Origin of the sequence: Pseudomonas sp. MPFS (assembly GCF_022537035.1) — a bacterium.
Lineage (GTDB): Bacteria > Pseudomonadota > Gammaproteobacteria > Pseudomonadales > Pseudomonadaceae > Aquipseudomonas > Aquipseudomonas sessilinigenes.
Genome location: NZ_CP066123.1, coordinates 2,906,012 through 2,920,326 on the forward strand (window position 1 = coordinate 2,906,012; position 14,315 = coordinate 2,920,326).

Genomic DNA, 14,315 nt, shown 5'->3' on the forward strand with positions numbered 1-14,315 from the left:
GGGGATGGCTCAGGATTTGCCATCGAAGGCGCGTTGCAGGCGCTGGATATCCAGTTTCCTCATGCCCAGCAGGGCCTGCATCACCCGTTGCGAACGGCTCGGGTCGGGGTCGCACATCATCTGCGCCAGGGCCTGCGGCACGATCTGCCAGGACACGCCGAAGCGGTCCTTGAGCCAACCGCAGCGCTGGGCCTCGGGCGGCCCGCCAAAGCCCAGGGCATTCCAGTAGTGGTCCAGCTCGGCCTGGCTGCGGCAATGCACCTGCAAGGAAATGGCTTCGTTGAAGGTGAATGCCGGGCCGCCGTTGAGCGCGGTGAAGGCCTGGCCGTCGAGCTCGAACACCACGCTCATCACCGATCCCTCGGGGCGGCCATGGAATTCGAAGCCGGCCTTGCCGTAGTGGCTGACGTGGGTGATGCGCGAGCGCTCGAAAATCGAGCAGTAGAACTGCGCAGCCTCCTGGGCCTGGTGGTCGAACCACAGGCACGGGGCGATGGTTTGGATGCGTTGCATGCTGGCGACCCTCTGTCGACTGCTACCCCCTTGAACAAGCGTAGCCAAGCCCTGGCCAGGTACGGGCGATTGAATGCTTGCTGACATGGGTTTCTTCAATGGTATCTTCGCTATCAGCCTCGAGTGGCCGTAGAACGCCGCAGCACTGGGGTGAAGCGTTACTTGAAATGCCTGCTGGTATCAGGCAGGCAGTGACTGCAAGGGGGGAGAAGCTGATGCGCCAGCCGCGATTCAAGCTGTTTTTCACCCACCGTCTGGCGCTCCTGGCGGGTGCCGAATCCCTGCGTTCGATCCGTGAAGGCCTGCTCTGGCTATTGCCATGCCTGCTGGTTTCGGCCGTGCTGCTGATCCTCGCCCAGTGTATCCAGGCCCTGGGAGCGCCGAGGGCGGTGGTGGAGCTGCTGACGGGGCTGCACGACCGCATCAGCTCGATCATTCCCTTGCTGGTCGCGGCTTCCATCGGTTACATGCTGGCGATCCAGCATCGCCTGCCGCAGCTTCCCGTGGCCTTTCTCTGCCTGTCCCATGTGGTGATCGCCACCTACGTGTTGCGCGACTACCCGCTGGCGGCGGCGACGTTCGTGCTATTCATCGCCATTGCCTCGCCACTGGTCAATGTTCCGATCATCGGCTGGCTGCACCGTCGGCGCTGGACCCGGCTGATCGCTGAGGACCTGGTGGGGTACAACCTGCAGAGCACCATCAACATGGTGCTGCCGGGGATCGTCACTTCGCTGTTGCTGGTGCTGGTGCTGCAACTGTTGCTGCAGGTCCAGGAGTTCGCCTATGTCCAGCGGCCGCTGGACCTCGATGAGCTGGGCAGTCCCTACCTGAGTGGGATATTGCTGACGGCCAGCAATTCGTTGCTGTGGTTCTTCGGGATCCATGGCAGCCACGCCATGCAACCGTTTATGGACGTGATGGACCAGGCGGTGTCGCTCAATGCCCTGGACCAGGCGGTTGGGCGCCCTGTGCGTTACGTACTCAACAGTGGCTTGCTGGGTTGTTTTGCCTTCATCGGTGGCTCTGGCGGTTCCCTGGCGCTGGTCCTGGCGATCCTGGGGTTTTCCCGCAACCGCTCGATGCGCCTGCTGGCCCTGGCCAGCCTGGGGTTGTCGCTGTTCAACATCAATGAGCTGCTGTTGTTCGGCCTGCCGATCATCCTCAACCCGAGGTTGCTGGTGCCGTTCATGCTGGTGCCCATGGCCAACGTCAGCCTGGCGTTGCTGGTGGTCCAGCAGGGGTGGGTGCGCCCGGCACTGGTGGAGGTGCCCTTTACCTCGCCGGTATTGCTCAATGCCTACCTCAGTACCCAGGGCGATTGGGGCGCGGTGTTGTTGCAACTGGTGCTGCTGGGGATCGGTACGCTGATCTATATCCCCTACATCCGCAGTATCCAGTACCAGGGGGAGGGCGCCGAGCAGGTCTACCTGAAAACCTTCGACACCACCTTTCATGGCCTGGAAGAACGGGGCCGCCTGTTCGAGCTGGACCCGATGGTGACCTCCTATCAGCAAGCGGCCCGGCAGTCCTTGCAGCTGGCGCGAATCCAGCAGTTGAGCGAGTACGACTTCCACCTGGAGTACCAGCCCCAGGTGGCCAAGGGCAGTGGCCGTTGCACGGGGTGCGAGGCGTTGATCCGCGCCCGGGACCGCGACGGCCAGGTGCGCTCGCCCTGGGAATTGCTGCAGTGGCTGGGGCAGGCCAGGTTGATGCCCGAGGTGGATTTCTGGGTCGCCTCCCAGGCGGTACGCCAGTATCAGGCCTGGCGTCGCGAGGGCTTCGAGCTGCCGATCACCATCAATATCTCCAGTGCCACCCTGGCGTCGGTGGAGCACGGCCGGCGCCTGCTGGATATCCTTGCCCGAGCCGGTGGCCAGGTGTCGGTGGAGATCACCGAGGATGCCCTGGTGGGCGATGCGTTGCTGACCCAGCGCTGGATCGGGCAACTGCATGCGCTGGGGGCGCGGATCTACATCGATGACTTCGGCACCGGTTTTTCCGCCTTGAGCTATTTGCACCAGTTCCCGGTGGATGGGATCAAGATCGATCGCAGTTTCGTTCTCGCCCAATCCGACCCCAAGGGGGCCCTGGTACTCAATGGCCTGCTGCGTTTTTGCGAGACCCTGGACCTCAAGGTGGTGGTGGAAGGCGTGGAGACGGGCGAGCAACTGGCGTTCCTGCAATCGAGTGCGGAGCTGGTGATCCAGGGCTGGTACTACAGCAAGTCGCTGCCTGCCCGCCAGCTCCCTGAATTCGTCAGGCAGCGGGCCCAGGATGCCCTGGCGGCCCGCGGTGCTTGAGCGGGCGCTTTATCGCCTGGCGACAGCTCTGGCCCAGGCATTGGCCATTTTGGACTACGCTTGCCGTCTTAGCCGCGAATGGAGTCAGCGATGTTGTACCCAAGCAAACCGAACAATGAGGCCCTGCGAATCCAGAGCCTGCGGGCGCTCAATGTCCTCGACACCCCGCCGGAGGAGCGGTTCGACCGCCTGACCCGCCTGGCCAAGCGCCTGTTCAACGTACCCATCGCCCTGGTCAGCCTGGTGGATGGCGATCGCCAGTGGTTCAAGTCCTGCATGGGCCTGGATGCCAGCGAGACGCCACGGGATATCTCGTTTTGCGGGCACGCGATCCTTGGCGACCAGATTCTCACGGTGTGCGATGCCGAGCAGGACGTGCGTTTCCATGACAACCCGCTGGTGGTGGGCGATCCCGGAATCCGCTTCTACGCCGGCTGCCCGCTGACGGTGGCCAACGGCAGCAAGCTGGGCACCTTGTGCCTGATCGACGTCAAGCCCCGGGACCTGGATGACGAGGAGCGGGCACTGCTGCGGGACCTGGCGCGCATGGCCGAGCAGGAGCTGGCGGCGGTGCAGATGGCCAGCATGGATGAGCTGACCCTGCTGTCCAACCGCCGTGGTTTCGAGGCCCTGGCCCGGCATGCGCTGGGCGTCTGCAAGCGCCTGGACAAGCCGGCGACCCTGCTGTTCTTCGATCTCAACGATTTCAAGCAGATCAACGACACCTATGGCCATGCCGAGGGCGACGGGGCATTGAAGACCTTCGCCGACGTGCTGCGCATCGCCTTTCGCGAGAGCGATGTGATCGGCCGCTTGGGCGGCGACGAGTTCGTGGCGTTGTTGACCGCCGCCGATCATGTAGAAACCTCGCACATCATGGCCCGACTGCGCGAGATCCTCGATGAACGCAACGCCACGTTGAAGCGTGGCTACGACATTCGCTTCAGCGTCGGCCAGATCGAATACAACGCCGAGCGCCATCCGGACGTGGAGGCGCTGCTGGCCGATGCCGACAAGGCCATGTACCTGCAAAAGCAGGCCAGCAAGCGCCAGCATCGAGACTGATCGGCAGGCAGTGGCTCAGGCCCCGGAGCCTGGTTTGAGTCGCGTCAGGCAGCGTCTTGGGATGTTGCCCTGATAGTAGGTACTGACCAGGAATTTCCCGGGTTTGTTGACCTTGAGATTGAGGAATTCATCACCGCAGGCGGGAAATCGCTCGACGAACTCGCCCTGCGTCGGGTCGTAGATGAACACCCGGTGGATCGTGTAAGTACCCATCCCATCATCGACATGCCAGATGGCGAAGTCGCCGGCCCCATCGAAATTGAAATCGTCGAGCTCGATGTGCAGCGGCTTCTCGGCCTGCACCCGCAGTTCTCTGGATTGGGTGTGACCGTTGCGTTGTATTTCCAGGCTGACCTGCTGGCCCTGCAGGGCAAGCGTGACGGTGCTGTGCTTGTCCGGCTGGAAAGTCATCGGTTGGGCCTGGACGCCCATTGCGAAAAGACCGCCCAGGGCCATCATGGTCCATTGTTTGTCATGCATGGATTTGGCATCTCCGGTGATGAGGCAGGGCCTCGTCACCGGTCTCCTGTCAGGGGTTATCCGGCGTTTGCCGGTACCAGGAACGCGGCTTCCAGCAATTGCCGGGTGTAAGGGTGTTGCGGCGCATCGAAGATCTGCCGGGCGTCGCCTTGTTCCACCACCTGGCCGTGCTTGATCACCATCAGTTGGTGGCTCAGGGCCTTGACCACCGCCAGGTCGTGGCTGATGAACAGGTAGGTCAGGTTGTACTTGCCTTGCAGCCTGCGCAGCAGCTCCACCACCTGGCGCTGGACGGTGCGGTCCAGGGCCGAGGTCGGTTCGTCCAGGAGGATCAGCCGGGGCTTGAGCACCAGGGCCCGGGCGATGGCGATGCGCTGGCGTTGGCCGCCGGAAAACTCATGGGGGTAGCGGTGGCGGGTCTGCGGGTCCAGGCCCACTTCCTGGAGTGCCTCGATGATCGCCTGTTCTTGCTCCTGCTCGGTGCCGATCCTGTGGATGCGCAAGCCCTCGCCAACGATCTGGCTCACGCTCATGCGCGGGCTGAGGCTGCCGAAGGGGTCCTGGAACACCACCTGCATTTCCCGGCGCAGTGGCCGCACCTGCTGCTGCGAGAGGCGCTCCAGCTGCTGGTCCTCGAAGCGAATGGCGCCTTTGCTGGCGATCAGGCGCAGGATCGCCAGGCCCAGGGTCGACTTGCCCGAGCCGCTCTCGCCGACGATGCCCAGGGTCTGGCCCTGGGGCAGGCTGAAATGGATGCCGTCCACCGCCTTGACGTGGTCCACGGTGCGGCGCAGCAGGCCCTTCTTGATCGGGAACCAGACCTTGAGGTCATTGACTTCCAGCAGTGGCGCACCGACCTGGCTGGCGACTGGCAAGCCACTGGGCTCGGCGGCCAGCAGTTCCCGGGTATAGGGATGCTGCGGGGCCCGGAACAGCTCTTCGCACGGCGCCTGCTCGACGATCCGGCCCTTTTGCATGACGCAGACCCGGTGGGCGATGCGCCTCACCAGGTTGAGGTCGTGACTGATCAGCAGCAAGGCCATGCCCAGGCGCGCCTGCAGTTCCTTGAGCAACTGCAGGATCTTCAACTGTACGGTGACGTCCAGGGCAGTGGTGGGTTCGTCGGCGATCAGCAGTTCCGGCTCGCAGGCCAGCGCCATGGCGATCATCACCCGTTGGCGCTGGCCGCCGGACAGCTCGTGGGGCAGGGCCTTGAGGCGCTTGTGTGGCTCGGGGATGCCCACCAGCTCCAGCAGTTCCAGAGTGCGCTGGGTGGCGACCTTGCCGGTCAGGCCCTTGTGGATCGCCAGCACCTCGTTGATCTGCTTCTCGATGTTGTGCAGCGGGTTCAGCGAGGTCATGGGCTCCTGGAAGATCATGGCGATGCGGTTGCCACGAATGTGCCGGATGCTCTTTTCCTTCAGGGTCAGCAGGTCGTGCCCGGAGTAGTTGATGCTGCCCGACGGGTGCTGGGCCAGGGGGTAGGGCAGCAGGCGCAGGATGGAGTGGGCAGTGACCGACTTGCCCGACCCGCTTTCGCCCACCAGTGCCAGGGTCTCGCCACGCTTGATGTCGAAGCTGATGCCTTCGACCACTCGCTGGCGCTGCTCGCCGGCGACGAATTCGACGGCCAGCTCGCGCACTTCGATCAGGTTGTCCTGGGTCATGTCATTTCCTCGGGTCGAAGGCATCGCGGGCGGATTCGCCGATGAACACCAGCAGGCTCAGCATCAGGGCCAGCACGGCGAAGGCACTCATGCCCAGCCAGGGCGCCTGCAGGTTGGATTTGCCCTGGGCCACCAGCTCGCCCAGGGACGGCGCGCCGGGAGGCAGGCCGAAGCCGAGGAAGTCCAGGGCGGTGAGGGTGCCGATGGCGCCGGTGAGGATGAACGGCATGAAGGTCATGGTCGAGACCATGGCGTTGGGCAGGATGTGGCGGAACATGATGGCGCCGTTCTGCATCCCCAGGGCCCGGGCCGCGCGCACGTACTCCAGGTTGCGCCCGCGCAGGAACTCGGCGCGCACCACGTCCACCAGGCTCATCCAGGAGAACAGCAGCATGATGCCCAGCAGCCACCAGAAGTTGGGCTGCACGAAGCTGGCGAGGATGATCAGCAGGTAAAGCACCGGCAGCCCGGACCACATTTCTAGGAAGCGCTGCCCGGCCAGGTCCACCCAGCCACCGTAGAAGCCCTGGAGGGCGCCGGCGGTGACGCCGATGATCGAGCTGAGGATGGTCAGGGTCAGGGCGAACAGCACCGACACCCGGAAGCCATAGATGATCCGCGCCAGGACGTCGCGCCCCTGATCGTCGGTGCCCAGCAGGTTGTCGCTGGAGGGCGGCGCCGGAGCTGGCACCCGCAGGTCGTAGTTGATGCTCTGGTAGCTGAAGGGGATCGGTGCCCAGAGCACCCAGGCATCCTTCTGGGCCAGCAGTTCGCGGATGTACGGGCTCTTGTAGTTGGCTTCCAGGGGAAATTCGCCGCCGAAGGTGGTTTCCGGGTAGCGCTTGAGCGCCGGGAAATACCAGCCGTCGTCGTAGTGCACCACCAGGGGCTTGTCGTTGGCGATCAACTCGGCGCCCAGGCTCAGGACGAACAGCACCAGGAACAGCCACAGCGACCACCAGCCACGCTTGTTGGCCTTGAAGCGCTCGAAGCGCCGGCGATTGAGGGGGGACAGGTTCATCTCAATGCTCCCGGCTGTCGAAGTCGATGCGTGGGTCGACCAGGGTGTAGGTCAGGTCGCCGATCAGTTTCACCACCAGGCCCAGCAGGGTGAAGATGAACAGGGTGCCGAACACCACCGGGTAGTCGCGGTTGATCGCGGCCTCGAAGCTCATCAGGCCCAGGCCGTCCAGGGAGAAGATCACTTCCACCAGCAAGGACCCGGTGAAGAAGATGCCGATGAAGGCCGACGGGAAGCCGGCGATCACCAGCAGCATGGCGTTGCGGAACACATGGCCGTAGAGCACCCGGCGCTGGGTCAGGCCCTTGGCCTTGGCGGTGATCACGTATTGCTTGTTGATCTCGTCGAGGAAGCTGTTCTTGGTCAGTAGGGTCATGGTGGCGAAGTGGCCGATCACCAGGGCCGTGACCGGCAGCGCCAGGTGCCAGAAGTAGTCGAGGACCTTGCGCCCCAGGCTCAGTTGCTCGAAGTCGCTGGAGGTCAGGCCGCGCAGGGGGAACCAGTTGAGGTAGCTGCCGCCGGCGAACACCACGATCAGCAGGATGGCGAACAGGAACGCCGGGATTGCGTAGCCGATGATGATCGCCGAGCTGGTCCAGACGTCGAAATGGCTGCCGTGGCGGGTGGCCTTGGCGATCCCCAGGGGGATCGACACCAGGTACATGATCAGGGTGCTCCACAACCCGAGGGAGATCGAGACCGGCATCTTTTCCTTGATCAGGTCCACCACCTTGGCATCGCGGAAGAAACTCTCGCCGAAGTCCAGGGTGGCGTAGTTCTTGATCATGATCCACAGGCGTTCCGGCGCCGACTTGTCGAAGCCGTACATGTGCTCGATTTCCTTGATCAGCGCCGGGTCCAGGCCCTGGGCGCCGCGGTAGCTGGAACCGGCCACCGAGACCTCGGCGCCACCGCCGGCGATGCGGCTGGTGGCGCCGTCGAAGCCTTCGAGCTTGGCGATCATCTGTTCCACCGGCCCGCCGGGGGCGGCCTGGATGATCATGAAGTTGATCAGGAGGATGCCCAGCAGGGTCGGGATGATCAGCAGCAGGCGGCGAACGATATAGGCCAGCATCTTATTGCACCGCTTCGGCCGCAGCCGCCTGGTGGTCTGGTTCCGGTTCCACGGCGGGCTTGGCATCGGGCTTGATCCACCAGGTGCTGACGCCGATGTCGTACTTGGGCGCGACCTGTGGATGGCTCACGTGGTCCCAGTAGGCCACGCGCCAGGTCTTGATGTGCCAGTTGGGGATCACGTAGTAGCCCCATTGCAGTACTCGGTCCAGGGCCTTGGCATGGGCCACCAGGCTGGCTCGGGAGTCGGCGTTGATCAGGCCTTCCACCAGGTCGTCGATGATCGGGTCTTTCAGCCCGATCAGGTTGCGACTGCCAGGGTTGTCGGCGCTGGAGGACATCCAGTACTCGCGTTGTTCATTACCGGGAGAAATGGACTGCGGGAAACTGCCCACGAGCATGTCGAAGTCCCGCGAGCGCAGGCGGTTGATGTACTGGGAGACGTCGACCCGGCGAATCACCAGGTCAATGCCCAGGTCCGCGAGGTTGCGCTTGAACGGCAGCAGAATGCGTTCAAATTCACTTTGGGCCAAGAGGAATTCGATGAACAGAGGGTTGCCTTGGGGGTCGACCATCTTGTCATCGACGATGCGCCAGCCGGCCTCTTGCAGCAGTTGGTAGGCCTGGCGCTGTTGCGCGCGGATCATGCCACTGGCATCGGTGACGGGAGGCTGGAACGACTGCTCGAAGACCTGTGCTGGGAGTGCGCCGCGAAAGGGTTCGAGGATGTGCAGCTCCTCTGGACCGGGCAGGCCGGTGGCGGCCATTTCCGAGTTCTCGAAGTAACTGCGGGTACGCGTGTAGGCACTGTTGAACAACTGCTTGTTGGTCCATTCGAAGTCGAGCAACAGGCTGATGGCCTGGCGTACGCGGATGTCCTGGAACATCGGCTTGCGCAGGTTGAAGATGAAACCCTGCATGCCGGTGGGGTTGCCGTTGGCAATCTGCTCCTTGATCAGTCGCCCTTGGGCCACGGCTGGGATGTTGTAGGCGGATGCCCAGTTCTTTGCGCTGATCTCCAGCCAGTAATCAAGCTGTCCGGCCTTGAGGGCTTCCAGGGCTACGCTGTTGTCCCGGTAGTAGTCGGAAACCATATAGTCGAAATTGTAGAACCCGCGGTTGATCGGCAAATCGGCGCCCCAGTAGTCCTTGACCCGTTCATAACGGATCGAGCGTCCGGGCTTGACGTCGAGAATCTTGTACGGGCCGCTGCCCAGGGGCACTTCCAGATTGCCTTTTGAGAAATCGCGCGTGGCCCACCAATGCATGGGCAGCACTGGCAACTGGCCCAGAATGAAGGGTAATTCACGGTTGCTGGTGTGCTTGAACTGGAAGCGGACTCGCAAGGGGCTCTCGACGATCACGTCCGCCACGTCGGAGTAGTAGGTGCGGTACTTGGGAGAGCCGTCTTTCATCAGGGTGCGAAAACTGAAGGCGACGTCCTCGGCGCGAATGGGATGACCGTCGTGGAAGTGGGCCTGCTCACGCAGGTAGAAGCGCACCCAACTGTTATCCGGGGCCTTCTCGATCTTTTCGGCGATCAGTCCGTATTCCGCGACGGGCTCGTCCAGGCTTTCACGGGCCAGGGTGTCGTAGATCAGGCTGAGGTTGTTGGCCGGTACACCCTTGATGAGAAAGGGGTTGAGGCTGTCGAAACTGCCCGAGGCGGCTTCTCGGAAGGTTCCGCCCTTGGGGGCGTTGGGGTTGACATAGTCGAAGTGCTGGAAGTCCGCCGGGTACTTGGGCTGTTCGTCATACAGCGTCAGGCCATGCTGCGGTGCCGCATTTGCCCAGCAGGCAAGGCCGCCGATGAACACGAGGCACAATTGCCGCAGCGCGCGAGAAGGTTTCATTGCGCTTTCTCCATAGGCTTCAGCCACCAGGCACTCAGCCCCAGGGTATAGGGCGGCGTGGCGACGAAGGCGAACCGGTTACGGTAGGCCAGGCGGTGATAGTTGAGGTACCAGTTGGGAATCATGTAGTGCTGCCACAGTAGCACCCGATCCAGGGCCCGGCCGGCGGCCAACTGGTCGTCACGGCTCTGGGCCGCCAGGAGCTGCTCCAGCAGGTGGTCGACGATGGGGTTGTCGATGCCCGCGTAGTTCTTGCTGCCCTTGACCGCGACCTGGCTTGAGTGGAAGTACTGCCATTGCTCCAGGCCCGGGCTCAGGGTCTGGTTGAGGGTCATGAGGATCATGTCGTAGTCGAACTGGTCCAGGCGCTGCTTGTATTGCGCGCGATCGACGGTGCGCAGGCGCGCGTCGATGCCGATGCTGGCCAGGTTCTCCACGTAGGGCTGGAGGATGCGTTCCAGGTTGGGATTGACCAGCATCAGCTCGAACCGCAGCGGTTGCCCGGCACTGTTCTGCAGGCGCTGGCCGTTGAGCTTCCAGCCCGCCTCGCCCAGCAGCCCCAGGGCCCGGCGCAGGGTCTGGCGCGGGATGCCGCGGCCGTCGGTGCTCGGCAAGCTGAAGGGCTGGGTGAAGAGACTGGCTGGCAACCGCTCGCGATAGGGCGAAAGCAGCAGCCATTCGCGGCCCTGGGGGACGCCCGTGGCGGAGAACGCGCTGTTGGGGTAGTAGCTCAGGGCGCGCTGGTAGGCGCCGCTGAACAGCGTGCGGTTGGTCCACTGGAAGTCGAACATCATGCCCAGGGCTTCACGTACCCGCACATCGGCGAAAGTCGCGCGCCGGGTGTTCATGAACAGGCCCTGGGTCTGGGTGGGGATCTGGTGCGCCACCTGGGCCTTGATCACCTCGCCACGGCGCACCGCCGGGAAGTCGTAGCCGCTGGCCCAGTTCTTGGCCTGGTGCTCGATGTAGATATCGAATTCACCGGCCTTGAAGGCCTCGAACGCCACGTCGCTGTCGCGGTAGAACTCCACCTCGACCCGGTCGAAGTTGGCGAACCCGCGGTTGACCGGCAAGTCCTTGCCCCAATAGTCCTTGACCCGCTCGAACACCAGCTGGCGGCCCGGCTGCACCTGGGTGATGCGATAGGGGCCGCTGCCCAGGGGCGGGGTGAAGGTGGTGGCCTTGAAGTCGCGGTCCTTCCAGTAATGCTGGGGCAATACCGGCATTTCCCCCAGGCGCAGGATCAGCAGCGGGTTGCCGGCACGCTTGAACACGAAGCGGATGCGCTGCGGGCCGAGGATGTCGACCCGCTGCACTTCCTGCAGGTTGGTGCGGTATTGCGGATGGCCTTCCTTGAGCAGCAGGCGGTAGGAGAACGCCACGTCCCGGGCGGTGATCGGCATGCCGTCGTGGAAGCGGGCCTCGGGCCGCAGGTTGAACACCACCCAGCTGCGGTCTTCGCTGTACTCCACCGAGCGGGCGATCAGGCCGTAGCTGGAGGTGGGCTCGTCGCCGGAGGGAGCATAGAGGCCCGTGCCCACCATCAGGGGCTCGTTGAGCTCGTTGACTCCGTACTGCAGGAAGTTCGGCGTGGCTACAGGGCTGGTGCCCTTGAAGGTGTAGGGATTGAGGGTGTCGAAAGTGCCAAAGGCCATGACCCGCAGGGTGCCGCCTTTGGGCGCAGCGGGATTGACCCAGTCGAAGTGGGTGAACCTGGACGGATACTTGAGCGTGCCGAATTGCGCATAACCATGACTTTCAGTGATCGTCGCGCTTGCGGGAAAGCTCAAGGCCAGGCTGATGAAGAGCAGAAGCAGGGGACGCATCGAGTCAGAGATCCGATCCAGACGGCTTGGGCTTTGTGCTCGGTACAGTAACAGCTTGTATCGGCTGGAAAAAGCTTGTTCTGGCGGGGGGCTGCCGGATGTCGGAGCCTGTCTCCGGTGAGCGTTGGACGCCCCTGGATCGGGGCGTCGCAGCGTGTCGGGCAGTCAGTGTCGCAGGGCTTGACTGCTGGTGTCGGGTGCCGGGCCTGTCGCTCAGTGAGACAGGTAGACGGTGAGCACCTGGCCTGGCTTCAGGGCCTGGCCGGCGCGGGGGTTCCAGCGCTTCAAGTGTTGCATCTCGACGTTGAAGCGCTTGGCCACCATGTACAGCGAGTCGCCTTGCTTGACCTTGTACTGGGTCGATTTCTTTTTCTCGACGCTGGCCACGGCGGTCTTCTTGCCGACGGCCTTGCGGGTGTCCTGCATGACCAGGGTCTGGCCGACCTTGAGATTCTTGCCGTTGAGCTTGTTCCAGCGTTGCAGTTCCTGGACGCTGACCCGGTTGGCCTTGGCGATCGACGCCAGGTTGTCGCCGCGCTTGACCCGGTAGGCACGCTTGCGTAACGAGTCGCGGCCTTCATCGCTGGCGAAGACCGACTTGAGCGAGCGTTTGCTGATCAGCTCTTCGGGGCGCATGGTCGACAGGCTGGTGGTCAGCAGCTGTGCCTTGGAGGTGGGCACCAGGAGATGCTGCGGGCCATCGACGGTCATGCGCTGCTTGAACGCCGGGTTGAGCTGGAACAGCTCGTCCTCGTCGATGTTGGCCACCGCCGCGACCTTGGACAGGTCCATGCGCTGGTTGATCTCCACCACCTGGAAGTAGGGTTCGTTGGCGATGGGATTGAGGTTGACGCCATAGGCCTCGGGGGTCATGACCACCTGGGACAGGGCCAGTAGCTTGGGTACGTAGGCCTGGGTTTCCGATGGCAGTGGCAGGTTCCAGTAGTCGGTGGGCAGGCCAAGCTTCTCGTTGCGCTCGATGGCCCGGCTCACGGTACCTTCACCGGCATTGTAGGCCGCCAGGGCCAGCAGCCAGTCGCCGTTGAACATGTCGTGCAGGCGGGTCAGGTAGTCCATGGCCGCGGTGGTCGAGGCGGTGATGTCGCGCCGACCATCGTAGAAGCGGGTCTGGCGCAGGTTGAACGAACGACCTGTGGCCGGGACGAATTGCCACAGGCCCACGGCATCGGCCCGGGAATAGGCCAGTGGGTTGTAGGCGCTTTCGATCACTGGCAATAGAGCCAGCTCCAGCGGCATGTTGCGTTCTTCGAGGCGCTCGACGATGTAGTGGATATAAAGGCTGCCGCGCTCCCCGGCGTTCTCCAGGAAGGAGGGGTTGCTGGCGAACCAGAGGCGTTGTTGTTCGATACGCGGGTTGACGCCCAAGCCTTCTTGCAACTGGAAGCCCTGGCGCATGCGCTCCCAGACGTCCTGGGGGACTTGCGGGCTGGGCTGTTTGCCGAGCCAGATGGGTTTTTGCTTGATACGGGCGTTGAGATTCGGAGTGTGTGTCGCGTCGCTCTGCGGGACATGGCCGGTGCTTTGGCAGCCCGCAAGAGTCGCTGACACAGCTACCGCGATGGCCTGGGCCAAGCGCGTCAATGCGTCTGAACTGATGGAGTAACGAATAAATGACGACATTGGCTGGAAGTAAGTTCCGGGCAAAAATGTCGGGCGATTCTAGAAAGCACCCGGAGTGCGGTCAACCATTCAGAATTTCTATGCCAATGCCGGGGCCTCTTAGAATTTATCTTTCCAGGCTCTCAACGCCGCAAAGACCGCACTCTGGGACGGGTTATCCTGGCCGTTCCGTTCGTCTGCTTTTTGTTTAACAGATGTTTCACCCGTACGCAGGAATGGGTTGGTCAGCCTCTCCAGGGCCAGGGTCGATGGCAGGGTCATGACGCCTTGCTCACGCATTTGCACCACCTTCTCCAGGCGCTGGGCGATGTCCGGGTTGTCCGGCTCCACCGCCTGGGCGAAGTGCAGGTTGCCCAGGGTGTATTCGTGGGTGCAGTAGACCAGGGTGTCGTCCGGCAGGGCCGCCAGGCGGCTCAGGGAATGGTGCATTTGTTCGGGGGTGCCTTCGAACAGCCGGCCGCAACCGGCGGCGAACAGGGTGTCGCCACAGAACAGCAGGCCACGATGGTAGTAGGCGATATGCCCCAGGGTATGGCCGGGCACGGCGAGCACGGTGAAGTCCCAGCCCAGGATCTGGAGCTGGTCGTTGTCGTCCAGGGCATTGTCGCGAGCGGGGATCTTTTCCCGTGCGGGGCCGTGGACCGTGGCACCGCTATGCTGTTTCAAGCGTTCGACGCCACCGACGTGATCGTGATGATGGTGGGTGATCAGGATGTCGCTCAGGCGCCACCCGGGGTGTTGCTCCAGCCAGGCCAGTACGGGCGATGCATCGCCCGGGTCGACGACGGCGCAGCAGTGGTTGCGATGATCTTGTAACAACCAGATGTAGTTGTCGGTGAAGGCGGGCAGGGCACTGATCTGTATCATCTTCG

General features: G+C 63.2%; 11 protein-coding genes. 2 read left to right on the forward strand and 9 right to left on the reverse strand.

Going from position 1 to position 14,315, the window contains the following annotated elements; all coding sequences use genetic code 11:
- Positions 1–9: 9 nt before the first annotated feature.
- Positions 10–513 (reverse strand): VOC family protein, encoded by a 504-nt coding sequence (locus tag I9018_RS13745; RefSeq protein ID WP_241109782.1) that lies wholly within the window; start codon positions 511–513, stop codon positions 10–12.
- 215 nt (positions 514–728) lie between these two features.
- Between I9018_RS13745 and I9018_RS13750 the strand changes: the two genes are divergently transcribed.
- Positions 729–2,816, forward strand: coding sequence for an EAL domain-containing protein (locus tag I9018_RS13750; RefSeq protein ID WP_241109783.1), 2,088 nt, complete (start codon positions 729–731; stop codon positions 2,814–2,816).
- A gap of 90 nt (positions 2,817–2,906) precedes the next feature.
- Entirely contained in the window at positions 2,907–3,881 is a 975-nt protein-coding gene (locus I9018_RS13755) for a sensor domain-containing diguanylate cyclase (RefSeq protein ID WP_241109784.1), read from the forward strand.
- 15 nt (positions 3,882–3,896) lie between these two features.
- On the opposite strand, the gene I9018_RS13760 is transcribed toward I9018_RS13755, so the two are convergent.
- The 8 genes from I9018_RS13760 to gloB all read right to left on the reverse strand — a co-directional run bounded on the left by I9018_RS13760 (position 3,897) and on the right by gloB (position 14,310).
- The gene (locus I9018_RS13760; protein ID WP_241109785.1) at positions 3,897–4,361 is read right to left on the reverse strand and encodes a hypothetical protein; all 465 of its coding nucleotides are present in this window, start codon (positions 4,359–4,361) and stop codon (positions 3,897–3,899) included.
- 56 nt (positions 4,362–4,417) lie between these two features.
- Positions 4,418–6,028, reverse strand: a complete 1,611-nt coding sequence (locus I9018_RS13765) for an ABC transporter ATP-binding protein (RefSeq protein ID WP_241109786.1) — start codon at positions 6,026–6,028, stop codon at positions 4,418–4,420.
- Between the two features lies 1 nt (position 6,029).
- On the reverse strand, positions 6,030–7,049 hold the full coding sequence (locus tag I9018_RS13770; RefSeq protein ID WP_068589023.1) for an ABC transporter permease: 1,020 nt from the start codon (positions 7,047–7,049) through the stop codon (positions 6,030–6,032).
- A 1-nt stretch (position 7,050) separates the two neighbouring features.
- Positions 7,051–8,124: a microcin C ABC transporter permease YejB gene (locus I9018_RS13775; RefSeq protein ID WP_124346671.1), complete on the reverse strand. Its 1,074-nt coding sequence runs from the start codon at positions 8,122–8,124 to the stop codon at positions 7,051–7,053.
- A gap of 1 nt (position 8,125) precedes the next feature.
- On the reverse strand, positions 8,126–9,976 hold the full coding sequence (locus I9018_RS13780; RefSeq protein ID WP_241109787.1) for an extracellular solute-binding protein: 1,851 nt from the start codon (positions 9,974–9,976) through the stop codon (positions 8,126–8,128).
- Entirely contained in the window at positions 9,973–11,802 is a 1,830-nt protein-coding gene (locus I9018_RS13785; protein WP_241109788.1) for an extracellular solute-binding protein, read from the reverse strand. The genes I9018_RS13780 and I9018_RS13785 overlap by 4 nt, the downstream gene beginning before the upstream one ends.
- Before the next feature lie 213 nt (positions 11,803–12,015).
- Entirely contained in the window at positions 12,016–13,443 is a 1,428-nt protein-coding gene (locus I9018_RS13790; RefSeq protein WP_124346674.1) for a LysM peptidoglycan-binding domain-containing protein, read from the reverse strand.
- Positions 13,444–13,542: 99 nt separating this feature from the next.
- Positions 13,543–14,310, reverse strand: coding sequence for a hydroxyacylglutathione hydrolase (gloB, locus tag I9018_RS13795; protein WP_241109789.1), 768 nt, complete (start codon positions 14,308–14,310; stop codon positions 13,543–13,545).
- Positions 14,311–14,315 lie beyond the last annotated feature (5 nt).

Bases quoted from the DNA above. Each gene is read 5' to 3' on its own strand.
- I9018_RS13765 (WP_241109786.1), bottom strand. From the start codon at position 6,028: ATGACCCAGGACAACCTGATCGAAGTGCGCGAGCTGGCCGTCGAATTC.
- I9018_RS13770 (WP_068589023.1), bottom strand. From the start codon at position 7,049: ATGAACCTGTCCCCCCTCAATCGCCGGCGCTTCGAGCGCTTCAAGGCC.
- I9018_RS13745 (WP_241109782.1), bottom strand. From the start codon at position 513: ATGCAACGCATCCAAACCATCGCCCCGTGCCTGTGGTTCGACCACCAG.
- gloB (WP_241109789.1), bottom strand. From the start codon at position 14,310: ATGATACAGATCAGTGCCCTGCCCGCCTTCACCGACAACTACATCTGG.
- I9018_RS13780 (WP_241109787.1), bottom strand. From the start codon at position 9,976: ATGAAACCTTCTCGCGCGCTGCGGCAATTGTGCCTCGTGTTCATCGGC.
- I9018_RS13775 (WP_124346671.1), bottom strand. From the start codon at position 8,124: ATGCTGGCCTATATCGTTCGCCGCCTGCTGCTGATCATCCCGACCCTG.
- I9018_RS13760 (WP_241109785.1), bottom strand. From the start codon at position 4,361: ATGCATGACAAACAATGGACCATGATGGCCCTGGGCGGTCTTTTCGCA.
- I9018_RS13785 (WP_241109788.1), bottom strand. From the start codon at position 11,802: ATGCGTCCCCTGCTTCTGCTCTTCATCAGCCTGGCCTTGAGCTTTCCC.
- I9018_RS13750 (WP_241109783.1), top strand. From the start codon at position 729: ATGCGCCAGCCGCGATTCAAGCTGTTTTTCACCCACCGTCTGGCGCTC.
- I9018_RS13790 (WP_124346674.1), bottom strand. From the start codon at position 13,443: ATGTCGTCATTTATTCGTTACTCCATCAGTTCAGACGCATTGACGCGC.
- I9018_RS13755 (WP_241109784.1), top strand. From the start codon at position 2,907: ATGTTGTACCCAAGCAAACCGAACAATGAGGCCCTGCGAATCCAGAGC.